Here is a 26,836-nt window from a genome sequence, read left to right on the forward strand (position 1 = left end):
TTACTTTAATGAGGAGCAGGCGCATGACAAATACATTTACCCCTGTACAAATTGCCAATGAGCTGAACATAAGTACGACTACTTTAAGAAGATATGAGGAGCAGGGCTTGCTCCCGGATGTACCGAGAACAATAGGCAACCATAGGTCTTATTTGCCCATCCATTTTCAAGCTTTTATAACGATTCGCTCGTTGCTGCAAGGCTATGATATACCAACCGTTTATGAGGTCATGCGAAAAATAAAAAACGGCGATCAGGTGCAGGCGCTTTGGCTGGTGAACAACCAGCTGTACCTCAACCAAGTAGAAAAACAAAGAGTTGAAGAAATTCTTATGCTGATTAAAAATACTGATTTTAGCAAATATCGAAATATTAAAATGACGAATGCCATGACGATTGGCAAAGTTGCCGAAATGGCTGGGGTGAACACCTCCGCAATAAGGCATTGGGAAAAAGAGGGATTGATCGTTTCCGAAAGGGATAAAGAAAATGGCTATCGCATTTTCAATGTACCGGAATTAAGAAAAATTTTAGTCATTAGCAGCTTAAGAAAAACGATCTATTATATCGAAAATATGAAGGAGCTCTTAAAAGCCTTCGAGCTGCAAAGCTATTCAAAAATCGATCAGGCGTTTCACCTTGCCCTTCAAAACTTAAACGAAAAGCTGATCACACAATTTAAAGGAGCTGCCCAGCTTATGAAATACGTCGATTTCTACACAGAGGAGGACCACACATGCAAGTAACCAAAACGAATGCCATGCGAATGCTGGATGCCGACCATATTTCTTATGAGGTGCACACCTATGATAACGAGGATGGGAAAATCCACGGCAGTGCTGTAGCTGAGAAAATTGGAAAAGCGCCGGATTGCGTGTTCAAAACGCTGGTCACGCATAGCGGAAACAGCCTCTACATTTTTGTCATTCCGGTTGGGGCTGAGCTGGATATGAAGAAAGCGGCCAAAGCGGCCGGGGAGAAGAAGCTTGAAATGCTTCCAGTGAAGGATTTGCAAAAGTGGACGGGCTACATACGCGGCGGCTGTTCTCCAATTGGCATGAAAAAGCGGTATCCTACCTTTATCGACAGCAGCGCTGAGCTGCAGGAGACGATCGTCGTCAGCGCCGGGAAAGTTGGTCTGCAGCTGGAGCTTCCCCCTGAACAGCTCGCCGCTACTGTCGCTGCATTATTTACTGAGGTCATAAAATAAAGGGCTAGGGGCTGCTAATATTAATAGCGGTTGCCCCTATGCCCCTAAGCAACTGTAAAGGGTGTCTCTATCCGTTACGCCGGAAATCCGCCTCCTGGAGGAGGCCAAGCACCGTAAAAGCGGCGCAGCAGCACAATTTCGCCCAGATGGTACGAATTGTGGGACGCAATATTGCGCAGCAGCCCCGCCTTGGTCTCGCCGGGAAAATACAGAAGCGGCTCATCCAGCTGCGCGGTTTCGGCAATAGCTACCGCTTGATCGACTCCAGCCAGAAAGGCCTGAATATCCGCCTGCCAGGACAGCTCGTCTTGCGGGGCAGTCTCTTCTGGCCAGCTTTCCATAACGTTTGCAGGAAGCTGCGGCTTCCGTCCTTCCAAATGCTCCAGCATGAATTGCTGCCAGTAATGCATATGTTTCAACAGCTGATAAATGCTGTAAGGCATAGCTTGATGAATACGTCCCGCCAACTCGGCATCCATGTCGGGCAAAGCACGGGCGATGCGAATATGACCTCGTTCCCCCACCAGCGATTTGACAAGGGCTTGTCCAAATAAATGATTTGAATTTGGCATGTGTCGTCATCCTCTCTTGTAGACCGTTATGCTGCGAGCATAAAGGATCTGTTTTAAATTGTACCTCTTTGTGAAAAGCGATGTCTAGCAGCGGAAGTTTCGCCTTAGTCGTAATATATTGAACTCTACAATCATGCGAGGAATTTTCAGCGATAGCACTTTTGAAAATAAAACGGCGGAGGCTCCCGGGCAAACATTCGGGAGCTTCCGCCGTATTTTTATTTCGCTGGTTTTTCAGCTAGCATCCATTGCTCATTCTACGAATGCCGCCAAAATCGTCGCGACCTCCGCTCGAGTAATGCTGCCCTTCGGTTTGAGCGTGCCATCATCGTAGCCGCTCAGTACATTTGCTGCGGACAAAGCAGCTATCGCCTCCTTCGCCCAGTCTGAAATCGCTGCATCGTCAGTGAATAAAGGTTCATCGCTATCACCACTGAGCGCAAGCTTTTCCTTCACAATGCGGTATACGAGCACAAAAGCTTCCTCCCGCGTAATGGAATCGTTAGGCCTGAATGTGCCTGCGGCATCGCCGCTAACGACTCCCGCTTCACGCAAGGCATGAACCGCTCCGCTGTACCACGCATCTGCCGGAACATCGCTGAAGTTTTTGCTAGCTCCTCCAACTGAATCCATGCCAAGCATGCGATAGATGACCGTCACAAATTCAGCGCGGCTCATCGCGGCATTCGGCTTGAAGCTGTCGTCCGGATAACCCTTCATCAGTCCTTTTTCCGTCAGCTTTGCAATCGAAGCGCTCGCCCAATGGTTCGCTGTATCGCTAAAAGCGCCAGACGGTGTTGGGCTAGGCTCCGTACTCGGTTTTGGACTCGGTGTCGTTGGCGTTGTACCCGGTGCCGTCGACGGAATCGATATGACCGGCGTCGGTGTTGGACCAGTCGTCGAGCCCGGTATGGTCGGTGTTGGACTTGGGCTTGGTACGGTCGGTGTCGGTTCTGCTGGTGTTGGGCTAGGTGTCGGTGTTGGCGTCGTTCCTGGCGTTGGTGTCGGCGTTGGCGTCGTTCCTCCACCGTTATCTTCACCTGCGCTTACCTTCACTGCCGATACGGCAATAAATCCGCCATCTACGGTTGCCACGCTAATATAGGCGGCACCTTTTCCAACCCCGCGCACATAACCTGCTGCATCCACCATTGCCACAGCCGGATTGCTGCTCGACCAGACGACAGACTTATTCGTCGCAGCCAGAGGCGCGACATTCGCTGACATTTGCGCTCCTTCCCCTGCTTTCAGTGCAAGTGCTGAAGGCGCAAGCTGCACACCGGTTACTTTCGTTCCAGACTCGGACTGCCCAGCCTTCGGTACGCTTACAAGCAGGCGGTCATATTCCGCTTGCGTAACTGGAATGACCGTGCCGTGGCGCGGCCGTGACGGGAGCTCATAATTCGTCGATATTTTCCACTCGCCCGAATCGAGATCCGTTGTCTCGAACGGCACATAACCTCTGCCGCCAAATTCATCAATGAACATATACCATTTTTCCTCGGTGTTGGACTTAAATACGGTCGGCCCTTCGCCTTGTGAAATTTGTCCGCGCCCGATGCCCTCCTTGATTACCTTAAAGCTGCTGTCAAAGACGCTGCTGCCTGACTCCTGAAAAATAAACTTTCCATTCGGCGTCGCACTGTTATTGCTGCGCTCATCCTTCGTAAAACGATAAACTTTGCCATCATGTCCAATCATCGTCGTATCAATAATCGAGTAGCCATCGTTCATATACTCGACCGGCTCCGAGAACGTATAGAAGTCGCGTGTTTTCGCCACCATCATGCGCTGATGCGTACCTGTGCTGTGGCTTTCGTCGGCATACATTTTCGATGCCCAAAATACGGCATATTCACCGGTCTCCTCGTCATAGAACGCTTCTGGAGCCCAAGTATTCCCGGCCTCCGGCGGAGAGACCTCTACCATTCGCTGGTTCGACCAATTCACTAGATCCGTCGATTCCCATACCATAATCGAGCGGCTTCCGCTCGTCTGGGCGGCTCCCCAATCGCCATTGCCGTAAATTTTCAAATCGGTTGCGATCAGATAAAATTTGTCGCCCTCTGGGGAACGGATAATGAACGGATCTCGCAGACCCTTTTCACCCAAATTCGACGTAATCGCTGGTTGCCCGCCATTCAGCTCCTGCCAGTGCAAGGCATCATTACCTTTGCTCAGTGCAAAATAAATTTGCTCGCCGCTCGCCGAGCCTTCCCCCGTAAAATAGGTGAACGCATAGCCTTTATAGTCGGCTGGCGCAGGCAGCGGCTTCACCGTCGCTAGAAACGCTTTCGAAATCGAGGTTTCGCCATTCGTAATGATGGCGGTCAGCTTAACGGTTACGCTCTCTGCGCCATGCGCGGGACGTGTAACCTCGCCTGTCGCCGTTATAACATGAGGCTGCTCGCTGGCCCAGGCAATGGCCGATCCATTCGCGCCCTTCACTTGCAGCGTCAAATGTCCGCGAACATCGGCCAAGTTATGGACGATTAGGCTTTGCGCATCCAGCAGCGCTTTCTCCATGAGGCTCGCATCCTTCTCCACGATGACCGTGAAGCTGCGAGTCACCGATTTGGCTCCATCTGTAATCGTAGCTGTCAGCGTGACGCTCTGGTTGCCTGCTTCGTTGGCAGGACGCGTGACAGCACCCGTATTCGATATGACGCTCGGCGTGCCAGACACCCAAGTAATCGTTGTGCCATGTCCGCCGCTTGCCGGAAGCTTCAAATTCGTGCGAATGCTGTCCTTGCTCGCATTGCCGTTCAGAAAAGCGCTGTAATCCAAATGGTTCGCCGCATATTCCAGCGTGAGCCCGTCAAGTGCAGCGATCTTCGCCGCAGCCTCCCGCTGTAGAGCCCCAACCTCTGCCCCGCTCAAAGCGCCGTTGAACAGTTTAAAATCAGCGACCATGCCGCCGAAATAGGGATCGGACGTATAAAAGGATTTGCCGATATAGCCGCTGATGCCGCCTGCATTTTGAATCTGGGCCATGGTTTTGCCGCCCGTTGCGGTTGCTCCTACCATTACACCGTCAATATAAAGCGTTAGCGTCTGCTCCTTTTCAGATAAAACCGCTGTTACCAGCTTCCACTGATTGGTCGTCAGACCAGCTGTGTGCTGCGCGGCTACCTCGTTGCTCCATGAATTTGTCGCAATGCCTGCCCGCGCATTCGCCGCCGATGTATTATAGCGTGGTGTAAAATACATGTATTTGGTGCTGTTCTGCCCTAATGCGAAAGCCCATTCGGCCCCAGCCTTGCCGCTCCAGTTCATCAGCATCGATACCGTCGTATCGGTCAGGCCATCGGTTACCCCTTTTGGCAGCTCAATATAGGAGTTGGTCGTGCCGCCTGTGAAGCTGATAACGCCCGTCTGCCCGGCATGTATCCACTCTGCATTTTGCGAATTGACCCATGTGCCATTAAAGCTTCCAGCCAAATCCTTCACCGTCGTACCGTCGACTTGGCCCATATCATAATGGACGATCGCCTTCGGCGTTTCCGGCTGCTCGCCGCCTCCCGGCGTTTCCGGCAAGTCCGCTGCAAGCGCAGCAACCTGCTCCTTCGTCAGCGCCCGATTGTAAATGCGGAAGTCGTCCAGCTTGCCGTCAAACAAGCCGTGGCTCGCATTTCGGGATTTGCCAATATCGTTCATCGAAGTTTGCAGCAGCATGCGTGGCTCTACGTTAAAGGTACTGCTGCGCGACACTTCTTTCCCGTCCACATACATGACCGCCTCGAAGCCGTCGATGGATATTGCTACATGATGCCAAGCATTTGCCGCTGGGGTCGCAGCGCGAAGCGCATATTTATAGCTCGCGCCAAGCAGCGTCGAATCGCTTCCGAATTTCTCCGTGAATGGCGTCACGATAGCGAATTCAAGACCGCCAGTATCGCCTGTAGTGCTCAAATACATCGTATTGCGGTTAGCCGCTCTGCCCGTATCCGAAGCAAAGTCGAAAATCCGCTGGTTCAGCTTGTTCTGATCAGTCTTCACCCAAGTGGCGATCGTCGTCTTCTCCAAATTCAAGTCGCGCACCAGATTGTCTGGCAGCTTTACATAGCCTGTTGCGCCGTCCAGCTCCACCGAGCTGCCAGAGCTGCCTATTTTATCCGACTCGTTAATGGTAGCTCCGCCAACGAGCGTCGCATTGTGCCCCTGCCCGGACATATCCTTCACAAGCGTGCCGGTTACGCTGCTGCTGTCGAACGTATAATGCACAACTGGCTGCTCCTTTTCCGCTGGACCAGGCAAGCCGTATTTCGCTTGCAGCGCATCATATTCCGTCCGCGTTACCGGAATGACCGTGCCATGGCGCGGCCCTGGCGGAAGGGCATATTGATCAGCAGCGAGCAGATTATCCCTAAACTGCGCTCCGTCCTCCAGATTGGTTGATACACGTACATGATAAGGCCAAGAATCGAGGAACATATACCATTTGTCCTCCCGAATATCCTTGAATACGGTTGGCCCTTCATTGTTGCTGCCATGGCCGATGCGTCCCTGGCTGCCATTTTTCGTACCGGCAATCGCTGTAAACTGGTAGCCATTAGCCGCAATGCCGTCAACATCGTCAAAGACGTTAGCTGCCTTCTCATAAAACACTTTGTAGCCGATTTCCGATTTCGTAAAACGATACAGGTCGGTGCCCTCCTGAAGCATCGTCGTATCGATCGTCGGGAACGCTTCATCCATATATACCTTTGGCTCGGAAAACGTATAAAAATCCCGCGTCGTCGCGTAATACATAACGTTGTACTGCCCCGATGGTCGGCCGCTGGCGTATTTGCCATACGTATCGGCATCCTTCATGGAAGAAGCCCAGAATACGACGTATTGTCCGGTTTTCTCGTCATAGATTGCCTCAGGCGCCCACGTGTTGCCGCCGTTTTTCGGCGCGACCTCGACCATCCGCTGCTCGCTCCAGTTGACGAGATCGTCAGATTCCCAAATCATAATCGAATGGCTGCCCGTTATTTGCGCCTGGTCAAAATTTGTGCTTTCGCCCATGCGCAAATCCGTCGCCAGCAAATAAAACTTATCGCCCTCATGCGAGCGCATAATGAACGGGTCGCGCAGCCCCTTCTCGCCCAGCGTCGATTGAATAATTGACTGGCCGTTATTCAGCGCCCGCCATTTGAGCGGGTCTTCGGCTGTCGCAAAGGAAATTTCTTCTCCGCCCTCATACTCCCCGGTAAAATAAGCAAAGAAATAAGCGTCATAATCGAGGCTCGGCGGAGCCTGCTTCACGGTCAGCTGGAACAGCCGCTGTGTGCTTGCGCTGCCTTTTTTCACCGTGGCCTTGAGCGTAACGACGGCATCCTTATCTGCGGGACGCAGCACTCTGCCCAGCTGCGCCGCATCGCCTGCCGCCTGCGCTGAGCCTTTCACAACCGCCGGATCACTCGATTCCCACTCAATGCTGGAGCCGTTCCCTCCAAGCTGAGGCAGCGTCAAATGGCCCTTAACCTGATCTAGATTACGGACGATTAGCGCCGCCGCATCCGCCTCCGCGATAGCGCTTTCAGAAAATTCCTTCAATACTTTAAAGCTCAGTACCCGCTGCATGGAAAGCCCCTGATACGTCAGGCTCGCGGTTAGCTGCACCGACTTATCCGCTTCTGACGCCGCTGGACGCGTCACCTTTCCATCTGCGGCAATGACCGCCGCATCGCTGGAGCTCCATGCAATCGCTACGCCATTGCGGCCAGCTGCCGGCAGCGTCAAATTTTTCGTAACCGCATCAGCGCTCGAATCGCCTGAGGCAAGCATAGTCGCTGGAGCGAGTGCATCCGCTGCCGCTGTCAGCACAAGCTGCTTGAGGTCCGTGATTGTGCCGGAAGCCTGCGTATACAGATCAGCCGCCTGCTGATCGTTCAGCGCATAATTGTAGACGCGGAAGTCGCCTACCAAGCCGCGATAGAACGCATCGCCCGCGAAAATAGATTTGCCGATATAGCCGGAGTAGTTCGTCCCCGTATTAATAATATCGGCAAGCTTAATGCCCTTCGCCGAGCCGGAGGATGCCTTCACGCCGTCAATATACAGCGTTATCGTATCCGCTGCACCGGAAAAAACGACCGTCACCTGCTTCCAAGCTCCCGCTGCAAGTGTAGCAGCCCCTTTCCACAGCGCTTCATTGCGCCAGCCGCTTTTCGATATGCCGGCAGCCGCATAATTACCCGTGCTGCCATGACGCGGCGTAGCAAACAAATATTTGTTACCATTCTCGGGATCGCTTGTCGTGGCACCGAATCCGAATATCCAACGGTTCGTGCCGTCGTTCTCCCAGTTGACGAGCGAGGAAATCGTGACATCGGTTAAGCCGCTCAGCAGATCCTCGCCGCCTGCGCCTTTCGGTATTTCAATATAGCCGCTGTTCGCGGAAGCCGCGCCTCCGTTAAAGCCAGCAAAACCAGCAGTGCCATTCGCCACAAGCTGGCCATTCGATGGATTGCGGAAAATGCCGTCATATACGGCTGTTCCGCCAGCTACATTTTTCACAATGGTCTGCCCTGCATCGGTTGCCGTCGTCTTCATATCATAGTGTAAAATCAGGCCGGGCTGGTACACCGACTCCGCTGCCGACACCCCTTCATCCAAATAAGCAGGCTCCTCCTCCGTTGCCCAAACCGCTCGTGGCGCAAGCCCCGTCAGCGTGCTGAGCAGCATAGCTGCAACCAGCAGCACCGCTGCTATTTTTCTTCGCTTCATGTTCCCCCTCCTAAATGTATGCGTTTTCATTGGTTCGTAATAATTAAATAGCATAGCGCCCCGCTACACAATGGGATTATTTATGCCAGTCGTTTAATTTTTTGTTCAATTCCGGCCTCGCGATATCAAAAATAGAATAAGCAGGCTGAAAAGTACGTTTTTCACCTTTTCTCACGGCTAACACTGCGTATAGGGCCCATCAATACGCTGCGTTTGGCACAAATGGGATCGGCCCTTTTTGTCATGACTATGAAATGAATTGAATAATTTAATTTAACAAGGTAAAATTTTCATATTGCTAACTATACGATTTCATCACTTCCCGGAGGAGACCTGCGCAATGAAAAAAATGCTGCTCAGCCTGCTGCTCATGAGCCTGCTGCTGACGGGCTGCATGTCAGATGCGGCAAATGGCTTCAATTCCAGCATTAAGCTGCTTAAATATGCTTGGCAGACGCCGGAGAAGCTTTCCGTGCAGCAATTAAAGCAAAAATACGGCGAAACGAGCAATAAGCCGATTATGCCGCTCTACAATGTAGCCAAAGATATGAAATTCGATTTTCATTTTCAATCCGATTTGACGCAGCTCGATAATTTAAAGTGGGAAGAAACGATTACGGTTCATACAGACCGGCAGGCGCTGCCCTCCAGCCAAATGGCTTCATTCAACCGGGTCACCCCTGTGGAAGGCAGCAAAAGCATAATCACGGTCGAGCCGCTGGATTCAGGTGTGCTGCCGCTTCCTTCCGCTTCCTCCTCTGATCCATTAGGCTGGGGAAATGCGCCGATTTATTATCTCCGCATTGATTATGACATGGCTTCCACTACGCCCAAAAAGCTGGAGGAGCCGCTCATTATCCCATTCACGGTGGAGTCCAAGCTGCCCGTTCCGAATCTCACCTATGAAATAAGCGAGGATGGCAGGCTAAAGCTCCTATGGGATAAAATAACCGGGGTCAGCGAATACAAGGTGTACCAGACCTTCCCCAAAGCTCGGAAAACGGATGGAACGACAAGCGCTCCGGGCAAAAAATCCGCCTTTTATTTGGAGACCCCTGTCCTGATTGAGCGGGTCAAAGGAACGGAGCTCGAAGATTTTGGCGATACCACTTACGAGCAATTAGAGCTGGATACGGGCGAGAGCTTTACACTCGCGCAAAATACCGGGGTACAGGGCAACTTTTATGTCACAGCCGTTGCCAACGGCAAGGAATCCAACTTCAGCGCCCCCGTCGTGACGGCCGATTTGTCGAGCCAGCTTCCGACGGAGGTTACCGACGAATATGAAGGAGAATTGTTCGGCAATACCTATGAATACGTAGATGATCTGCCATACAGCGTCGAGGTCAAGCATACGGATGGCTCTATCAGCTTTAAGGACATCGTGTATGAAACGGATGCCCTTGTCCTTGAGCCGTCCAGCCCCCTGCGCATTCCTTATTCCATTAAAGGTACAGCGCTGACAGGCGTCGTCTGGGTCGAAGACGTCACCCTTGAGGATATTGATTATGTAGCCTCCTGGTATGAGGACGAGGATGACGAAGCCGATAATACAGCTAATACCGGCTACGTCCAGCCGGAAAATACGACCTATTTTATACCGGATGCCAATGTGCCGACTATTATTACCCGCTACACCAAAGCGGCTTCGACTACCGACAACCTGATTGATCGGCAAATCGAAAATACGCGACTGGTCGTCGCCAAGGGCGATAAAGCAAAGGTTCCAACCGACAAGCTGCTGGAGAAGCTAAATATTTCTGCCGACTCGGCGCTAGAGGAATATTTGGCCCGCAACTTGATGACCGGAGAGGAAGACATTTCGCTCATGTCCTTTCCCGAAGCGCAAAATACCGAGGTTCTCATTGACGTCGTCGAGAAGGTCATGTACCAAAACCCATATATTATCGGGCTGGCAAGCTACGGCTACGATTACCGCACACTTTCGCTTTATGTGTCCTACGAGAATCCGGTCAAGGAGATGCGCGCGAAGCAGCGGGAAATTATGCAGGAGGCCGAACGCATTATTGCAGCCACGATTACGCCAGATATGAACGACGAGGAAAAACGGCTGGCGATCTATGATTATTTGAACGATACGACGGTATACGATGATGATGCGCTGGATAATGCGTATAAATATGATTTTCGCAAGGTGGACCCGGAGTTTTATGATGCTTACAGCACCTACGGCATAATGGTCAATAAACTCGGCGTCTGTATGAGCTATGCCTACACCTACAAGCTGCTGAACGAGCTCGCTGGCGTGGAGACGATTGTCGTAACCGGCTATTTGGATGGCGTTCCCCATGCATGGAACAAGGTCAAAATTGGCGAAGAATGGCTGAACGTCGATCCGACCAACAATGCGACCAATTCAGATGTTCCTTATATGCTCTATAACGCGAGCGATGCGACCGCCATTAACGAGGAATATGTAGAGGATGTGTCTTATTGGCTGGACGATGAGCTCGGCCAATATACCGGCGATAGCAATAAATACGACTACTATGTGAAAAATGGTCTCGAAGTCACCTCCAATAAGCAATATCGCATGGAGCTGACGAAGCTCGTGCAAAGCGGGCAGGATCAAATTATTTTGCGCCTTTCCCCTGAGGTCGATTATTCGGAAATGCTGGATGACACCTGGGATATCGTATGGGAAGAGGTACCTGATCAATATGACGATGCTGAATTGTTCTATATGGGCAGCTACGTGCTGCTGGAATTATAAGATTTGACGAGGCACAAATACGGTAAGAGTAAGGATAGAAAAATTATATACTTTCCTATATTTGCAGCAAAGCCCGCCCTTCAGCTAGCGTTGAAGGGCGGGCTTTTGTTGATTCGCCTAAATTTACTGCGGTATCGCGGCGGGGCTTCGCATCGTATGATGCGTCAGCTTCATGAAGGGGTGGAGGCCTAGCGACTCGGCGAGCCCGATTGAGGCGGCATTCGTCTCCAGCACATGGTATCTAGGCCTCAGCCCTCTCTGCCTCAAATGCTCCAACGCGGCAGCTACAAGCTGCCTTGCCAAGCCTTGCCCACGCCAGCGCTCCCGGGTATGGACGCCTGCAATTTCCCAAATGTCTTTATAATTGCAAAAAATAAAGCAGCCGGCAGCAGCCTCGCCGTCCCGGTAAATCACGAAGGCATAGGCGCGTTCGGCAAAATAGCCTCGCAGCTCCTCCGGCGTATAGCCGTTGCTGCAAAGCAGCGGCAGCAGTTCCTCTGTCAGCGTCTCTTGCTTCACAACGTCTTCATTATTAATCGCCTTATGCTGCTTATGCTGCTGCACGTTGCTGCTGGTAAGCTCGTCTTGGCTCGTATAGGAAATATATGCTCTGGCCTGCTCCAACTCGTAGTATTGGGCAAGCTGTTCCCGATACTCATCCTTCTGGAGCTTGAATACGAGGCGGGCACCTGTGGGAACAGCTGTGAGCAGTTCGGGCAGCAGCGACTGCTCCGTATACGCGACAAAAGCGATATAGTCAGCTTCGGGATACGTTTGCTGATCATAAGGATACGCTTCGATTGGAAGCAGCAGGAGCAGCCCCCATCGCGATGGTTCAGAGCCCTCGATGAGCTTGCTGCTGATGGCCCCCTCATAAGCCTCGATCATTTTCAGCAGCGTAATGTTCGTAAGCGTGTCCTGTTCCAGAAGCGGCACTATTTGATTCAGATGCTGCATCATCTTCCTCTCCTTTTATACGAACCATAACATAGCTGCGAGAGGGCTTCAAACCATCCTTTTAAATAAATCCGCCATTCACGCGCAGCGTTTGCCCGGTTACCCACTGCGACTCCTTGCTTGCCAGAAACAGCACTACCTGTGAAATGTCCTCCGGCTCGCCCAGCCGTCCAAAGGAATTGGCATTGCTGATCGCCGTTATCTGCTCCTCCGTCTTCCCTGCCTTGAACAGCTCCGTGTTTACAGGTCCCGGTGCAATGGCATTGATCGTAATGCCTTTCGGACCAAGCTCCTTCGCAAGCTGGCGGGTAAACTGCTCCACCGCGCCTTTCGTTCCTGCGTAGGTGCTGTAAGCCTTGAACATATGGCCCGCCACTGACGTTGAAAAATTAATGATGCGCCCGTTTTCCTTCATATGCAGCGCTGCCTGCTGGATGGCAAAAAAGGTGCCTTTGACATTAATCTCAAATTGCTTGTCAAAATCCTCTTCCGTTATGCTTGCTAGCGGCTTGTTGATCATAATGCCTGCGTTGTTAACCAAAATGTCTATCTGACCATAGGCTTCCAATGTTTTGTGGAATAGCTCTTCGATCTCTGCTACCTTGCTGATATCCGCTCTAATTGCTGTTGCTTCCCCGCCATCGCGTTTAATTCCAGCGACTACCTCGTCCGCCTTTGCTGGGCTGCTTGCATAATTGACCACTACCTTGGCTCCATACTGTGCCAAATCCTCAGCGATTTTCTGCCCAATGCCTCTCGATGCGCCCGTAACTAATGCCACTTTGCCCGTTAAACTTTTCTCCATCTGTGGTCCCATCCTTTGTCGCGAGGTGCTGTGCCTCGTTGTTATTGAATAGAGTATATACTGGCATGTTACAACTGTCAAATAACAAATATTATTTTTTGTCATTTGTGTATTGACAATCTTTTAAAATCACCGTGAAATGATTTCACGTTTTCCTCTGTTTTTTCCCTATTGAACGCAAAAAAATACGCCTGTTAGAAACGGCTGCCGGAGTGCTCCGATCTGTTTCTAAAGGCGTATTTATTGTAATCCGGCAAGCAGCAAGCTCCACACGGCATCAAAATCCTGATCGATTTCCTTGCTCGACCATTCGCGCACAAAAGCCGGATGATGAAATTTCGTCGTCGCCAGAAAAATAGCCCTTGCCGTCGCATGCGCATCACCCGGCTTAAACTCGCCGCTGTGCATGCCGCGTTCTACAATGATGGCAATCTGCTTGACCAAGTGATCGACATGCGCCGCAATTAAATCAACGGCTTCCAGCGTTACCGCTGAGTACATTGCAAACATCTCCGCATCCTCAAGCGCATACATCTGCTTCTTCTGCATAAGCGCGTCAAGCCATGAGCGCAATTGCATAGCAGCGCTGCCGTCCGTTGCAGTCGCAATCCCTTCTAGAGGCTCGGATACGCTTTTATCCAGCCATCTCTCGGTAACTGTCTCTCGAAGCGCAGCCTTGCTCGCAAAATGCCGATATAAGGTGCCATGACTAACCTGGAGAAACTTCGCGATGTCCGTAACCGACGTTTTATCGGGGCCATATCTCCGAAGCACCTGTTCCGCTGCGTCCAATATGGCTTCCTTCGTTAGCGGCGTTTCATTTGCCATTGTTATCCCCTCTTTGTTCGTTTTGCTGCTTCAACCATATCATATGGTCCAGCCCAATACAAATGTCAAAAGCTCAACTTTGTCAGTCCAGGCTTTTTGCTTTCTCCATAAAAAAACCGATAACGATGCAGCACAGAGGTTGGGAGAAGCGCGTTGCTTAGTACACCCTTCCCGCTACCTTTACTGCTGATCGCCATCGGTTTTACCTGTTATTTCCGAGCAGGCTGTACTTTTAGAAGCTTGCCTTTGACCGTCGTGTTTTTCATCGCTTGCAGCACGAGGCTGCCTTTGCCATTCAAAATTTCCACATACGTCTTATTGTCCTCAATCGTAATGATGCCGATATCTACGGCCGTCATGCCCTCGATTTTCGCAATGGTGCCGACGAAATCAACCGCTCTGAGCTTATTTTTCTTGCCTCCGTTGAAATGAAGCTTGAGGATGTCTGCGCTGAGCTGTAACTTCTTGTCCTGCTTCAATTCTGGACTTGCTTTCAGCTTCAGCTCAAAGCTTTCCCTGCGGCTGTTCACGACATCTTCAGGCGGAGCTTCCGCCTGCCGGATTTTAAACCCGATGTACGCCTCAACATTAGCGAGAAAAGAATCCTCATTTGGCGTCACGAATGAGATCGCCTTGCCTTTGTTGCCTGCTCGTCCAGTTCGGCCTGCGCGGTGGACAAAGCTTTCCTTCTCCATCGGAAAATCGTAGTTGATCACATGGGTAATCCGATCAATATCAATGCCTCGCGCTGCTACATCAGTCGCCACCAAATAACGGAACTCGCCTCTGCGGTATTCGCCCATTACGCGATTGCGATCATCCTGTTCCATGCCGCCATGGATTTTGCCAATCGGGTAACCGAGCAGGGTCAGCTCATGATGCACCTCATCGACATTCACCTGCGTCCGGCAAAAAATGATGCAGCTGTCCGGGTTTTCCATCACCGTCACGTCCTGCAGCAATTGCAGCTTGCGGTTATCCCGCACGATATACAACGAATGATCGATTTCGGCCTTCGCGGCGCCCTCAGCTTTAATCGCAATATCCACCGGATCATTCATATAGCGATGGCACAGCCGCTCTACATCCTTCGGCAGCGTAGCGGAGAATAGCAGCGTCACCCGATCCTTCGGCAGCTCCTGAATAATCATTTCCAGCTGCTCGATGAAGCCCATGCTCAGCATTTCGTCTGCCTCGTCAATGACGAGGAAGCGCAGCTTCTCCAGATCGATCGTATCTTTTTCGATATGATCCATAATGCGGCCAGGCGTACCGACGACCACATGATTTTTTTGCGTCAGCTGCATGCGCTGTGGGGCAAAGGGCTGCTTGCCATAAATCGCTGTCGCTTTAATTCTTTTGTAACGGCCTATATTCGTGATGTCCTCGGTTACTTGATCAGCAAGCTCGCGTGTCGGTGTTAGAATGAGCGCCTGCGGGCGATTTTCGTCCCAATCCACCATTTCGCAAATGGGAATGCCATAGGCCGCCGTCTTGCCGCTGCCGGTATGCGACTTGACCGTAAGATCGCGCTTGCTCAGTGCAATCGGAATGACTTCGCGTTGTACAATGGTCGGCTGCTTGTAGCCTAAGCTGTCCAGCGCCCGGGTAATGTCTTCACTTAATTGATAATCCTTAAAGCTTGCTTCACTCATCATAGAGCTCCTTTGGTGACTGTTATATTAGCTAGTCAATTAAATATCGTTCCTTCAATACGTTCAAATGGTGAAGCTCGTGACCGGCGATAATGTAGGCTAGCGCCAATGCCGTTACCTCGGAATCGCTTGCGTTGCCGCGCCGTGACAGCGCCTCATCGGAAAGCTTGCTAACCAGCTTCAGCGTCGATTGCCTGATCGCCCGATAATCTTCAGCAAGCTCCTCGATCGTATACTCATCAAACCGCGCACCCGCTACAAACACATCCTGCTCAAAACCAGGCAGCGGCGTCGAATCGCCCCGTGAAATCCGCAGCAGGCGATAGCTCATCACGCGCTCGGTATCATTAATATGGCCAATAACTTCCTTAATGCTCCATTTGCCTTCCGCGTATTTAAAACTGCCGCGCTCCTCCGGAATGCTTGCCAGCAGCTCGCTTGTCGCCTGCTGTGCCTCTAGCAGCACATCCTTAATGCTGCCTTCGGGCACTTTTTCAATATACGTTTCATAGTAAGGATTAAAGTCATTTCTAGAAGGTCGATTGCTCATAATCGTTTCCTGCCTTTCCCCATTTTCAAAGCTATAGTTTCAGAGATTGTAGCATTCCCGCCCCCGTTTGAAAAGAGCGCAGCCGCGTCCTACCCGCTGCAACCGCAAAGCGGGCTGTTCCCCAAGGCGAAGTCCTCCGCCCTAGTGAACAGCCCTTGTCTAACGGGTGGGCAACTGAGGCCCGCCGATTATCTTGTTTGCTACTCTAAGGAGCTGCGAGGAAATTAGTACCCGCTTTTGTTGACAAAATCTCCACGGTTTTGGGAGTTTTGTCAATAAATTAGCGGTACTTTATTTCGTCGCAGTCTCTAAGCTCTATTATACGCTATTTCACTGCTACAAACGGTTTATCTTGCGAGACAGCCAGCTGATGCAAATAAATGCCGGTGCCATCGCCGATTGCATAGTTCATAATGCGCTTATTCACCGGAACAAGCTCGGAGCGGTATAGAGTCGGGAATACCGGAACCTGATCAACCATATATTGCTGCCATTCTTTATAAATGCCTTTGCGTACCTCTACATCAAAGGCTTTCTCCGAGACGCCCTCGGCAAGCAGCCTGCTATTCTCCTCCGTCTCAAAACGCGGGAAGTTATAAATCGCATCTTTGCCATATAGACCAGCAGGGTCTACATCGATGCCAACAGACCACGCCGCCTGATAAACATCAACCGCAGGATCGTCGTCCCCATTGTTGCCTACACGGTCATAGAAGGAGTTGAACTCGACCATTTCCAGATTGACATTAAGGCCGATTGCCGCCCATGATTGCACATAATAACGGGCCAACGGCTCAGCAATATCTCCGCCTGTCATCGAAATAAAATTGATAACCAGCTCGCTGCCATCTGGATTTGTACGGAATTCGCCGTTTAATTTATAGCCCGCGTCGTCCAGCAGCTTTTTCGCCGCTTCTGGATCGTAGGTTACGCCTTTATTGGTGGAATCATGGAACTCTGGGTGGGACGGCGGAATAAGCGTCGTCGCATTCCAGCGCAGGCCGTGATAGAACTTTTTGCCAACCGCATCATTGTCCACTGCCTGCCACATCGCCTTGCGCAAATTCACATCGCCCATTTTCGCCTTGTCATTCGGCTTAACGACTTTTGCTTCTTTATCCCATGTACCAAGCTTAAAGCCGACATACGTATACGCGCGATCGATCGTGCCGAGGAATTCGACGTTCGACATGCCCGCATTGTCCGGATATTGGTCAACCGGGAAGGAATCGACGAGATCAACGCCGCCGCTCTCAAGCTGCTGCACAACCGTCGTTGGGTTGATGACCTTCAGCACAACCTCATCAAGAGCGGGCTCCCCGCGCCAGTAATCGGTATTTTTCTCAAATACAACCGACTCGCCTGGTACAATTGATTTCACTTTAAAAGGTCCGAAGCCGATCGGCTTCTCGCGCACTTCCTTGGAAGCGGAAATTTTCGCTACATCCATATCGCCAAAAATATGCTTCGCCAGCGGATAATTCCATACACCGCCCGTTAACAGGGAAGGGGTGGATTGAATGTACGTAATTTGCAATTGTTTTTCACTCAGCACCTTAATGCCGGAAATCGTCTTTGCCTTGCCAGCATGAAACTCCTCCATGCCTTCAATATTCGTAAAATTGGAATCGTAACGCGGGCCATCATAAGCTTTATTTCCGATGATTTCATGCGCGAACAGCCAATCCTCCGCCGTCACCGGCTCGCCATCCTGCCAATTGACATTGTCGCGAATGGTGAAGGTAAACGTGCGCCCATCCTCGGAAACCTCATAGGTTGCTGCGCCGTCATTCGTATAGACGTAGTTGGCATCCCAAGTCAGCAGCCCTTCATCGAACCACTGCAAAACCATCGCATCCGGGTTGCCCGAATAGAAATTGTAGTTCAGCGTACCTTCAAATGGCGTATCGGACACCAAGCCGTAAGTGACGGAGCCGCCCTTCAGCGCCGTACCTTCATTAATTTTCACCTTGTTAAAATCCTCAATGGAATAAAGACCGTCATCTTCAGCTGGAGCTGCACTTGCACTAGCCGCAGGTTCGGCACTCGCCCCAGGACTTGCGCTCTCGGCTGCCCCGCTTCCACCATTTGATGTACATGCCCCCAGCATTAGCGCGAGCACAAGCATCAGCGAAACGAATACATACTTTGTCCCCTTACCCTTTCCCATTACACCATCTCCTCCTTTTATTAACCTTTTCTTTGTCTTGCGTCCGTCGCACGCTTTAGCGCTTGACCAACATTATTTATACTCAACATCAATACCAAGATCAGCACTGACGCGGGTAACCAGATCCACCATCTGCTCTCCAGGGTTTGCGGGTTTCTCGCATAGCTGACTAAGGTACCGAGGCTCGGCGTACTTTCAGGAAAGCCAAAGCCAAGAAAGGAAAGGCCGGATTCAAGACCGATGTTCGCTGCCAGATTCAGCGTCATCGTCACAATAATGATGGAGCTGAGATTCGGCAGCAGCTGCGTAAACATGATTTTCAAATGGGAGGAACCGAGCGTTCTGGACGCTTGAATGTAATCCAGCTCCCGCTCCTGCAGCGCCTTCGACCGAATCAGCCGGGCAATGCCCATCCACAGAAATGCCGTCATAATGAGCGAGAACGAAACAATGCTGTATTTAGGCACGGCGGTCACGAACGCAATTACAATCATGAGCGTCGGCAAAATCATAAAGAAATCGACGAAGCGCATAAATACATTGTCTACGCTGCCGCCAAAATAACCCGACAGCAGACCAATCAGAATGCCGATAATCCCCGTCATCAGCGTCACAATAATGCCGATGGACAAGGAGTTGCGCGTGCCGATAATCAGCTGCCCGAATACATCCCGCCCGCCATAGTCCGTCCCCAGCCAAAAATCGGCGGAAGGCGGCTTGTACAGCGAGAACAAATCGACGGTTACGATCTGCTTCTGATCCAGCACAAGTGAAATGCCGTACACAAAGACGATAACGAGTCCTAGAAAAAGAAAGGAAGCAAACGCCACCTTGTCGCGGACAATTTCCCGCCAGATGATTTTCCAGCCGGAGGGGCTTCGGTCCGCCTCGGCGGTTGCAAGCTTGCTCATAGTTTAAGCCTCCCAACGCGCTTATTTGATCCGAATCCGGGGATCGACGATGCTCAAAATCAAATCCGATATTAAAGCTCCCAAAATCGATGCGAGCCCATACAGCAGCACCAGCGCCGTCACGACGCTGAAATCCCGTAAGGAGATGGAGCTTAGAAACAGCTGGCCCATGCCGGGATAGCTGAAGATGCTCTCGATAAATACAGTGCCGCCGATCAAGCCCGTAATCTCATAGCCGAAAAAGGCGGCAATCGGCAGCAGCGAGTTGCGCAAAATATGGCGGTTGTAGACGCGGGACTCCGAAGCCCCCTTAGCCCTTGCGGTCAAAATAAAATCGCGCTGCTTCGTATCAATAATTTCGCTGCGCAGCAGCTGCACCGTCGTCACGGTCGTAATCAGCGCCATCGATAGAGCCGGGAGCAGCAAATGATAAATTTTGCTAAATACATAAGCAGCTGTGCCAGGCTCTACTCCCGGCTTAACGCTGCCGCCTGTAGGGAACCAGTCAAAGTGGAAGCCGAACAGCCACAGCATAACCAAGCCAAAAATAAACAGCGGCGCAGCAAAGCCCAAATAGGTATAGCCCGTAATTAGGCGGTCCGCCCAAGTATCGTTGTAGCGGCCGCTCGTAATACCAAGCGGAATCGCGATTAGATAAGTCAAAATCAGCGTCGCGACCGACAGCCAGATCGTATTGGATATGCGCTGGCCAATGAGCTCGGACACAGGCATTTTGAAGCGGAACGATTGTCCAAAGTCGCCCTGGAGCGCATGGACCATCCAGTTCCAGTACTGCACATGCCACGGATCGTTCAGACCAAGCCGCTCTCGCTGCGCTTCCAGCGCCGCAGGATCAAGGCTCGGATCAACAAGGCCTGTGAGCGCATCGCCCGGCATCGCTTTAGCGAGCAAAAAGACGAGAATGCTAAGCAAAAATAATTGCGGAATCATAATGAATATACGGCGAACAATCGTTTTCCACATCGCTATCCACCTTTCCCAGGCAGAGCTACTAGATGCGTGCTTGAGATCGGCCTTAATGAATAGGCCAGGCCCTCTTCGTCAAAATAGTCTCTGTAGGCTTGATCATATTCGGCTTTTACCTCTGCTCTAAACTGTCGCTGTTTCTCTCTTTGTGTAGGGTCGATATCAGGAATGGCTGCAAGGAGCCTCTTGGTGTAAATATGCTGAGGGTTATGAAAAATATCTGAGGTTGTGCCTTGCTCAACATGTCTGCCCTTGTACATAATGCCGATGTGATCGCACATATGCCGGATAATGCCAAGGTCATGGCTGATAAACAAGTACGTGAGGTTTAATTGCTTCTGGATGTCCTGCATAAAATTAAGCACCTGCGCCTGTACGGATACGTCCAGCGCCGATACGGGCTCGTCGGCAATGATCAGCTTCGGCTTTAAGGCAATCGCCCTGGCGATGCCGATCCGCTGCCGCTGGCCGCCGGAAAACTCATGCGGATATTTGTAGATCGTCTCTGCGCTTAAGCCCACTTGCTCCAGCAGCTCGCGCACGCGTCGCTTCTCCTCCTGCTCAGACAGCCGCTCGAAGTTGCGCAGCGGCTCCGCCACAATGTCGATGACGCGCTTCTTCGGGTTAAGCGAGGAATACGGATCTTGAAAAATCATTTGAATATCGCGGCGGGCATTCAGCAAGCCGCGCTTGCCGCCTTCGTTCAAGTCCTTGCCTTCGAATATGACGCTGCCGGACGTAATCGCATTCAGGCCGATAACCGCCCGCCCCGTCGTCGTCTTGCCCGAGCCGGACTCGCCAACGAGTCCGTAGGTGCTGCCCTGCTCAATGGACAAGCTTACGCCATCTACCGCTTTGACCTCGCCAACCGTTCTGCCGAATAAGCCGCCGCGAATCGGAAAATGCACCTTTAAATCCTTAATATCAAGAAGCGCCATAGTCAGCCCCCTTCCCGTCCACTTTAGGAAAATAAAAAGTCCGATAGCAGGTACAGCGGACGAAATGACCGGGACTTACTTCGTGCATCGCAGGCTCCGCCTCATGTGCCGCCTCCTCCATCCATGGAATGCGGGAGCGGAAGCGGCAGCCCTCGCGGGGCAGCTTCTGCAAGGAGGGCACAATGCCCTGAATGACATGCAGCCGAGACTTCTCAGCACTGGCCGCCGGGATCGAGCTGAGCAGCGACTTCGTATAGGGATGCTGCGCATTTGAAATGAGCGTATAAATATCGGCGATTTCCACGATCTGTCCCGCATACATAACGGCTACGCGATCCGCCATTTCCGCCACAACTCCAAGATCATGGGTGATGAGGATAATGCCTGCGCCAATATCACTCTTCAGCTTGCGGATCAGCTCCAAAATTTGCAGCTGGATCGTCACATCAAGCGCCGTCGTCGGCTCATCGGCAATGAGCAGCTTCGGCTCATTGGCAATCGCAATCGCAATGACGACGCGCTGCCTCATTCCGCCGGACAACTCATGCGGATATTGCTGATACGTGTGCTCAGGGCGGGGAATGCCTACCTTATCAAGCAATTCCAGCACCTTCGCCTTGCGCTGCTCCGCCGTCAGCTTGTCGTTATGGAGCAGCAAAGCCTCCTCAATCTGGCTGCCAACAATCATGAGCGGATTGAGGGCAGACAGCGGGTCCTGAAAAATCATGCCCATCTCCTTACCCCGCAGCTTGTTTAATTTGCTTGGAGGCAGATGAGCCAAGTCCTGCCCCTTATAATAAATATGCCCTTCGATTTTCGCCCGCGTATGGAGCCCCATAATCGAAAAGGCCAATGCGCTTTTCCCCGAGCCGGATTCGCCAACAATCGCTAAAATTTCATTTTTTCTGACCGTTAACGTAACGTCATCCACTGCTGCATAATAGCGGTCAGCGATCCGAAAGGACGTCGTTAAATGCTCCATTCTCAGCAATTCCTCACTCACATTTAATCACCCTAACGAATTATAATTTCGAGCGTTAATTAAATTGATAATTCTGAAAATAATGACGGACTTAGCTCGGCATTATCAGGCGAATCTAGCTGTTCGAATGTGACATCATGAGACTCAATCTATGTCACATTTTATATCATTAAGAAAAGAGTTACAATACTTTTTATTTATCTTTCTCTCTTTTTTTAACATCTAGTTCGATTTAAGAGATAATGTTAGTCAAGTATTAACATATAAGAGGGGATAATATTTATTTAAATCCTTAAATAAATATTCACACCTGTCATTTAATTAAATAATTAATTCAATATATTTTTTAATTATAATTCTTCCTGAATTTAGATATTGTGCGTTTTTCATAAAGAAATTACGATTTTCTGCTTAGCCCATACAGGAAAAAGTTGTAAATTCTACTGAAAGCAACAAAATCACGCTGCACTATTCTCTTTTTTTATTCGAAGGCCTGCATAAACCCCCATCTCTAGCGAAGCAGCTAAACGCAAACGGCTGTCACCGTCCTCTAGCGGCAAAGCTTCCGTTTCGAGGGTGAAATTTTTCTATGCTTATATTTACAAAAAAAGCTGGCATCCCTGTTTGGATACCAGCCTCTCAAACCCTTTTTTCCCGGATCTGTGCTCCCTCTCCTCCAGCAGTCGTTCTAGAGGAAAATGAGCAGCAGGATGCCTGCGACAAAACAATAATAGGAGAAATATTTTAAATTGCCGCGCGCCATAATGTTCATGAACCAGCGCATAGAATAGTAGGTAACGATTAAAGTAGCTATAAAGGCAATGAGATAAGGAATCATCAGCGATGTTCGGTTAGGATCATTCGCAATGTCCGAGATGCCCAGCACCAAGCCGCCCAAGCTAATGGGTATGTACAGCATAAAAGAAAACCGCAGCGCCGTCTCCTGCTTCATGCCGACCGCAATGGATGTAATGACGGTAGAACCTGAGCGGCTAATACCGGGAATGAGCGCGACCGCCTGCGCCAAGCCTACAATTAAAGCGTCCTTGACCGTCAGGTCGCCATCCCGCTTGCGCCCTCGCAAATTGCGGATGAGCCAGAGCGCCACACCGGTTATGAGCAGTGATATCGCCACTGTGCGGACAGAGGAGAAATAAGACTCAATTTGATCCTTGAACAGCAGCCCGATAATGACGGCAGGCACCGTCCCAATGACGACATACACAGCGAACAGGAAGTCGCTTTTGTAAGCCTTGTCCCATGTTCTCATATATTTGATAGTGTTAACAACTAGCCGATTAATATCTTGGCGAAAAATGTAGCCAATCGCAATCAGCGATGCCGTGTTCGTTAAAATTTCAAATGCCAGCCCTCGCTGTTCAACGCCGAGCAACTGCTGGGCAATAATTAAATGTCCGCTTGATGATACAGGGATAGGCTCTGTAAAGCCCTGAATAATACCGAGAATCAAATACTTCAGCCATAATACGAAATTGTCCATACCGTCTCCTTTTTTGCTTGTATTTACCTCCCCTATCATAACGCACCCTAGTAAAAATGATCAAATCTCCTAAGTTGCCCGCTACTCGCAATCATGGTATATTGACCCTAATTTCCAATGAAACGGCATGAGTCATTTTTAGTTGCAAAAGGGGGCAGCCTCAACGACTATGAAAATCGAGCGAATACTTCCCGAGCCTATTGAAAGCTTTCCCTATCAAACAGCGGCGGCTGGCGGCGGGACCTTCCCTGCGCTGCTGCCCGTCTATCAGGGCTTTGTATCTGGACTGCCAGAGCGTATAGATGCCCTGATAGTCACCTCCGATTTGCAGGGCGTTGCCATCGATGATGGATGCGAGGTTCAGCTGGGCGAGCTGCTGCCCGAATATTTAGCGTTATTAATAGCGATTGAATTTCCCCATCTTTCCCTACAGCGTATGGTCGCCCTGTTGTGCGGCGATTTATATGGAGATGCTGGCAAAAGGGGCAGCAGCGGCAACCCCCTTCCCGTCTGGCTCGCTTTCGGTGAAACATTCGGCTGGGTCGCAGGTGTACCCGGCAACCATGATATAATGGAGTCTGCGCATATGAATATGCTCGCCGCTAGCGATTGCATGCATCTCATGGACCTGCCAGCTTTGACCGAAATATTAGGACTCCGCCTTGCCGGTCTAGGCGGCATTATCGGACGAGCGGACAAGCCTAATCGCATGTCCCAGCACGATTATGTGAAGTGGCTTCGCAAGCTTATTATGAAGCAGCCCCACGCTTTGCTTTTGCATCAGGGACCGGATGAGCCGGCACTTGGGCTTGAGGGGAACAGCGCCATTCGCGCTGCGCTTGAGCAGCTGCCGGAGACGCTCGTGTTTTGCGGGCACTCGCACTGGGAGCTTCCCTATGCCACGCTTAGCAATGGAAGCCAGATTTTGAATGCGGATGGCAAGGTTTTCATCCTGCTGCCCGTCTAGTAGAAGCACTGCTTTTAGCTATTTTTATATTAATGCCAACAGAGGAGAGGTTTCGCATTGAAGCTGGTTTCATGGAATGTTAACGGGCTGAGAGCCTGTGTGAATAAAGGGTTTAATGATTATTTTGCCGAGATGGACGCGGATATTTTCTGCCTGCAGGAGACGAAGCTTCAGGAGGGGCAAATTTCGCTGGAGCTTGGCGAGGCGTATTCGGACTACTGGAACTATGCCGTGAAGAAGGGCTATTCCGGTACGGCTGTGTTTACGAAAAAACCGCCGCTTTCCGTCCGCTACGGCATTGAAGAAAACGAAGAGCCGGAAGGCCGCATTTTGACGCTGGAATTTGAAGACTTCTATTTAGTTAATGTATATACGCCTAATGCCAAGCGCGATTTGCTGCGGCTGGACTATCGACTGGAATGGGAGGATCGCTTCCGCACTTATTTGCAGCAGCTTGATGCGGTGAAGCCCGTCATTGTCTGCGGCGATCTCAACGTCGCCCATCAGGAAATCGATCTCAAAAACGCCAAAGCCAACCACGGCAATTCCGGCTTTACCCCGGAAGAACGCGGCAAAATGACCGAGCTGCTGGCGGCCGGTTTTATCGACAGCTTTCGCCACCTCTACCCAGACCGTACCGATGCCTATACATGGTGGTCCTACATGCCCAAGGTTCGCGAACGGAACGTCGGCTGGCGGATTGACTATTTTCTGATCTCAGAGCGACTAGCTCCGCTGCTGAAGGATGCGGCTATTGATTCCGCTATTATGGGTAGCGATCATTGTCCGGTACTGCTAAGCATTGACCTTTAATGAAGAAATAATAGTTTGAGCCGTCAAATTCTGCTTGCAGATATTGACGGTTTTTTTGTGTTTTTCTTTTTTATTTCAACATTATTCGACGTTTTGCTACTTCATTCTTTTCAATTAGACACATCCGTTCAGAATCGGTTCAGCCCTAAAAAGTAAAATGAAGCTAAGCATCTTACTATTCGTAACAAGGAGACTCGGACAAATGAACGATAATTGGCGCAAAATGACCGCATTATCCCTGAAAAAGGGCCCCACTCTTTTTGTTTGTGCTGCAGTATTGGGAACCACCTTGTCACTATCTGCTCCGGCATATGCAATTCCAGAACCTTCGAACTACTTTCTTCCTGTAGTAAACAATGATCTGCACTGGGTTAAAAATGATTCCAATGCGAATGCGGGAATGGGATCAACCATTAACGTTTATGGCAGCTACTTCTCATTGGATTCACAGAAGCTCTTCCCCCCATCAACCGTCATAACGATGTTAACTGCTACTTCCAGCGATACAAGCGTCGCGTCTGCGAACGCTTATTTGCCCAACTTTGAGATGGAAATATTCGGCCCGGGAACGACTGAAATCAGGGTTGAAGGCGTTACCTCTGAAAATGAAAAGCTGACCGAACACTTTCGCGTGACGGTAGACCTCTTCGCCGATACGAATAAAGACGGCATGATTACGTCAGCGGATGCCTTTCACATCGTTCGGGAGCTCAATAGAAATTCCACCCTTACTCCCGGAGACTTCAATTTATATGATATCGACCGCGACAGATCCGTAACGGCAGCGGACGCTTCCGCCTTAATGGACCTCTACACTGGCAAAACCGTTCTAGACTCGTCTAAAAAATATATCGTCACCTTAAGCGCCATTGACGATGCTCCAGCTATATATAACGGCTCTTTAAGCGCGGATACATGGGCACCAGGCCAAACGGTGACCGCGGAATACAGTTATTTTGATCCTGAAAATGACTTCGAAGGCAATAGCCGCTTTAAATGGTTCCGCGGCCTGCAAGCAGATGGCTCGGACCGTACGGAAATCATAGGCGCAACGTCGAACAGCTATACTCTTCAGCAAACCGATCTCAATTATTATGTTTTCGCAGAAGTGACGCCAGTTGCCGAATCCGGCGATCTGCTGACGGGCGAAACTGTCCTATTGAAGCCCGATTCTATCGTATTGAGTGCTACTCCTATCATTGTTAGCCTTACACCCGAAAATTACAGTGTAAATGTCGATAGAAATGCTGATATTGTCTTCACTTTTGATAGAGAGGTTACGGCTGTTCCTGGTAAGCACATTCGTTTTTATCATTCTGGAATAGACAGCTTTGTATTAGACTATCTTGCCAATGATGATTACAATATTGAGGTTGTTGGGAAAACCGTCACTATTAAACACCTAGCTGGAAAACTGTCATACGGTACGCACTTTGTTCTTTTCATTGATCATGGTGCCTTTAAAGATGCAAACGGTAATGATTATGCAGGCTTCGATCAAGGAGAATGGGAATTCACTACCAACTACCCGAGCTAACT

At 50.5% G+C, this 26,836-nt stretch carries 19 protein-coding genes; 6 read left to right on the forward strand and 13 right to left on the reverse strand.

Annotated elements, in window-relative coordinates:
- The first annotated feature begins 23 nt into the window (after positions 1 to 23).
- Together AC50Y5_RS17930 and ybaK are read left to right on the forward strand one after the other, a co-directional pair.
- Complete coding sequence (locus AC50Y5_RS17930) at positions 24 to 746, forward strand: MerR family DNA-binding transcriptional regulator (protein ID WP_494862571.1); 723 nt, start codon at positions 24 to 26, stop codon at positions 744 to 746.
- On the forward strand, positions 737 to 1,210 hold the full coding sequence (gene ybaK, locus AC50Y5_RS17935) for a Cys-tRNA(Pro) deacylase (RefSeq protein ID WP_494862573.1): 474 nt from the start codon (positions 737 to 739) through the stop codon (positions 1,208 to 1,210). Before AC50Y5_RS17930 ends, ybaK begins: the two co-directional genes overlap by 10 nt.
- 74 nt (positions 1,211 to 1,284) lie before the next feature.
- Here ybaK and AC50Y5_RS17940 read toward each other — a convergent pair whose 3' ends face one another.
- Together AC50Y5_RS17940 and AC50Y5_RS17945 are read right to left on the reverse strand one after the other, a co-directional pair.
- Positions 1,285 to 1,782, reverse strand: coding sequence for a DinB family protein (locus AC50Y5_RS17940; RefSeq protein WP_494862575.1), 498 nt, complete (start codon positions 1,780 to 1,782; stop codon positions 1,285 to 1,287).
- Between the two features lie 252 nt (positions 1,783 to 2,034).
- The gene (locus AC50Y5_RS17945; protein WP_494862577.1) at positions 2,035 to 8,499 is read right to left on the reverse strand and encodes an immunoglobulin-like domain-containing protein; all 6,465 of its coding nucleotides are present in this window, start codon (positions 8,497 to 8,499) and stop codon (positions 2,035 to 2,037) included.
- A gap of 340 nt (positions 8,500 to 8,839) precedes the next feature.
- On the opposite strand from AC50Y5_RS17945, the gene AC50Y5_RS17950 reads away from it, so the two are divergent.
- Complete coding sequence (locus AC50Y5_RS17950; RefSeq protein WP_494862579.1) at positions 8,840 to 11,233, forward strand: transglutaminase domain-containing protein; 2,394 nt, start codon at positions 8,840 to 8,842, stop codon at positions 11,231 to 11,233.
- A gap of 123 nt (positions 11,234 to 11,356) precedes the next feature.
- On the opposite strand, the gene AC50Y5_RS17955 is transcribed toward AC50Y5_RS17950, so the two are convergent.
- From AC50Y5_RS17955 to AC50Y5_RS18005, 11 genes are all read right to left on the reverse strand, one after another.
- A complete protein-coding gene (locus tag AC50Y5_RS17955; protein ID WP_494862581.1) occupies positions 11,357 to 12,193 on the reverse strand; it encodes a GNAT family N-acetyltransferase in 837 nt (278 codons plus the stop codon).
- Between the two features lie 58 nt (positions 12,194 to 12,251).
- A complete protein-coding gene (locus AC50Y5_RS17960) occupies positions 12,252 to 12,995 on the reverse strand; it encodes an SDR family oxidoreductase (RefSeq protein ID WP_494862582.1) in 744 nt (247 codons plus the stop codon).
- Between the two features lie 240 nt (positions 12,996 to 13,235).
- Complete coding sequence (locus tag AC50Y5_RS17965; protein WP_494862584.1) at positions 13,236 to 13,823, reverse strand: TetR/AcrR family transcriptional regulator; 588 nt, start codon at positions 13,821 to 13,823, stop codon at positions 13,236 to 13,238.
- Positions 13,824 to 14,032: 209 nt separating this feature from the next.
- On the reverse strand, positions 14,033 to 15,478 hold the full coding sequence (locus AC50Y5_RS17970) for a DEAD/DEAH box helicase (protein WP_494862585.1): 1,446 nt from the start codon (positions 15,476 to 15,478) through the stop codon (positions 14,033 to 14,035).
- A gap of 31 nt (positions 15,479 to 15,509) precedes the next feature.
- On the reverse strand, positions 15,510 to 16,028 hold the full coding sequence (locus tag AC50Y5_RS17975) for a DinB family protein (protein WP_494862587.1): 519 nt from the start codon (positions 16,026 to 16,028) through the stop codon (positions 15,510 to 15,512).
- Between the two features lie 325 nt (positions 16,029 to 16,353).
- On the reverse strand, positions 16,354 to 18,198 hold the full coding sequence (locus tag AC50Y5_RS17980; protein ID WP_494862589.1) for an oligopeptide ABC transporter substrate-binding protein: 1,845 nt from the start codon (positions 18,196 to 18,198) through the stop codon (positions 16,354 to 16,356).
- 20 nt (positions 18,199 to 18,218) lie between these two features.
- Positions 18,219 to 19,109 carry an ABC transporter permease gene (locus tag AC50Y5_RS17985; RefSeq protein ID WP_056033588.1) on the reverse strand — a complete coding sequence of 297 codons (891 nt, stop codon included), beginning with the start codon at positions 19,107 to 19,109 and terminating at the stop codon, positions 18,219 to 18,221.
- Between the two features lie 21 nt (positions 19,110 to 19,130).
- Complete coding sequence (opp4B, locus tag AC50Y5_RS17990; RefSeq protein WP_056033585.1) at positions 19,131 to 20,093, reverse strand: oligopeptide ABC transporter permease; 963 nt, start codon at positions 20,091 to 20,093, stop codon at positions 19,131 to 19,133.
- 2 nt (positions 20,094 to 20,095) lie between these two features.
- Entirely contained in the window at positions 20,096 to 21,034 is a 939-nt protein-coding gene (locus tag AC50Y5_RS17995) for an ABC transporter ATP-binding protein (protein WP_056033583.1), read from the reverse strand.
- Positions 21,021 to 22,037 (reverse strand): ABC transporter ATP-binding protein, encoded by a 1,017-nt coding sequence (locus tag AC50Y5_RS18000; RefSeq protein WP_494862592.1) that lies wholly within the window; start codon positions 22,035 to 22,037, stop codon positions 21,021 to 21,023. Before AC50Y5_RS18000 ends, AC50Y5_RS17995 begins: the two co-directional genes overlap by 14 nt.
- A 667-nt stretch (positions 22,038 to 22,704) precedes the next feature.
- The gene (locus tag AC50Y5_RS18005; RefSeq protein ID WP_494862594.1) at positions 22,705 to 23,517 is read right to left on the reverse strand and encodes an undecaprenyl-diphosphate phosphatase; all 813 of its coding nucleotides are present in this window, start codon (positions 23,515 to 23,517) and stop codon (positions 22,705 to 22,707) included.
- 169 nt (positions 23,518 to 23,686) lie between these two features.
- Here AC50Y5_RS18005 and AC50Y5_RS18010 point away from each other — a divergent pair, with 169 nt between their 5' ends.
- The 3 genes from AC50Y5_RS18010 to AC50Y5_RS18020 all read left to right on the forward strand — a co-directional run bounded on the left by AC50Y5_RS18010 (position 23,687) and on the right by AC50Y5_RS18020 (position 26,834).
- A complete protein-coding gene (locus AC50Y5_RS18010; protein ID WP_494862596.1) occupies positions 23,687 to 24,484 on the forward strand; it encodes a metallophosphoesterase in 798 nt (265 codons plus the stop codon).
- A gap of 57 nt (positions 24,485 to 24,541) precedes the next feature.
- Positions 24,542 to 25,297: an exodeoxyribonuclease III gene (locus AC50Y5_RS18015; RefSeq protein WP_494862598.1), complete on the forward strand. Its 756-nt coding sequence runs from the start codon at positions 24,542 to 24,544 to the stop codon at positions 25,295 to 25,297.
- A 202-nt stretch (positions 25,298 to 25,499) separates the two neighbouring features.
- The gene (locus AC50Y5_RS18020) at positions 25,500 to 26,834 is read left to right on the forward strand and encodes an Ig-like domain-containing protein (RefSeq protein WP_494862600.1); all 1,335 of its coding nucleotides are present in this window, start codon (positions 25,500 to 25,502) and stop codon (positions 26,832 to 26,834) included.
- Positions 26,835 to 26,836: the final 2 nt, after the last annotated feature.

The sequence above is a fragment of the Paenibacillus sp. JT22N7 genome (assembly GCF_059383875.1).

What these genes read in the sequence shown, in the direction of transcription:
- AC50Y5_RS17960 (WP_494862582.1), bottom strand. Translation starts at nt 12,995, where the DNA reads ATGGAGAAAAGTTTAACGGGCAAAGTGGCATTAGTTACGGGCGCATCG.
- AC50Y5_RS17980 (WP_494862589.1), bottom strand. Translation starts at nt 18,198, where the DNA reads ATGGGAAAGGGTAAGGGGACAAAGTATGTATTCGTTTCGCTGATGCTT.
- AC50Y5_RS17945 (WP_494862577.1), bottom strand. Translation starts at nt 8,499, where the DNA reads ATGAAGCGAAGAAAAATAGCAGCGGTGCTGCTGGTTGCAGCTATGCTG.
- AC50Y5_RS17975 (WP_494862587.1), bottom strand. Translation starts at nt 16,028, where the DNA reads ATGAGCAATCGACCTTCTAGAAATGACTTTAATCCTTACTATGAAACG.
- opp4B (WP_056033585.1), bottom strand. Translation starts at nt 20,093, where the DNA reads ATGTGGAAAACGATTGTTCGCCGTATATTCATTATGATTCCGCAATTA.
- AC50Y5_RS17965 (WP_494862584.1), bottom strand. Translation starts at nt 13,823, where the DNA reads ATGGCAAATGAAACGCCGCTAACGAAGGAAGCCATATTGGACGCAGCG.
- AC50Y5_RS17985 (WP_056033588.1), bottom strand. Translation starts at nt 19,109, where the DNA reads ATGAGCAAGCTTGCAACCGCCGAGGCGGACCGAAGCCCCTCCGGCTGG.
- AC50Y5_RS18010 (WP_494862596.1), top strand. Translation starts at nt 23,687, where the DNA reads ATGAAAATCGAGCGAATACTTCCCGAGCCTATTGAAAGCTTTCCCTAT.
- AC50Y5_RS17940 (WP_494862575.1), bottom strand. Translation starts at nt 1,782, where the DNA reads ATGCCAAATTCAAATCATTTATTTGGACAAGCCCTTGTCAAATCGCTG.
- AC50Y5_RS18020 (WP_494862600.1), top strand. Translation starts at nt 25,500, where the DNA reads ATGAACGATAATTGGCGCAAAATGACCGCATTATCCCTGAAAAAGGGC.
- AC50Y5_RS17950 (WP_494862579.1), top strand. Translation starts at nt 8,840, where the DNA reads ATGAAAAAAATGCTGCTCAGCCTGCTGCTCATGAGCCTGCTGCTGACG.
- AC50Y5_RS17955 (WP_494862581.1), bottom strand. Translation starts at nt 12,193, where the DNA reads ATGATGCAGCATCTGAATCAAATAGTGCCGCTTCTGGAACAGGACACG.
- AC50Y5_RS17970 (WP_494862585.1), bottom strand. Translation starts at nt 15,478, where the DNA reads ATGAGTGAAGCAAGCTTTAAGGATTATCAATTAAGTGAAGACATTACC.
- AC50Y5_RS17995 (WP_056033583.1), bottom strand. Translation starts at nt 21,034, where the DNA reads ATGGCGCTTCTTGATATTAAGGATTTAAAGGTGCATTTTCCGATTCGC.
- AC50Y5_RS18005 (WP_494862594.1), bottom strand. Translation starts at nt 23,517, where the DNA reads ATGGACAATTTCGTATTATGGCTGAAGTATTTGATTCTCGGTATTATT.
- ybaK (WP_494862573.1), top strand. Translation starts at nt 737, where the DNA reads ATGCAAGTAACCAAAACGAATGCCATGCGAATGCTGGATGCCGACCAT.
- AC50Y5_RS17930 (WP_494862571.1), top strand. Translation starts at nt 24, where the DNA reads ATGACAAATACATTTACCCCTGTACAAATTGCCAATGAGCTGAACATA.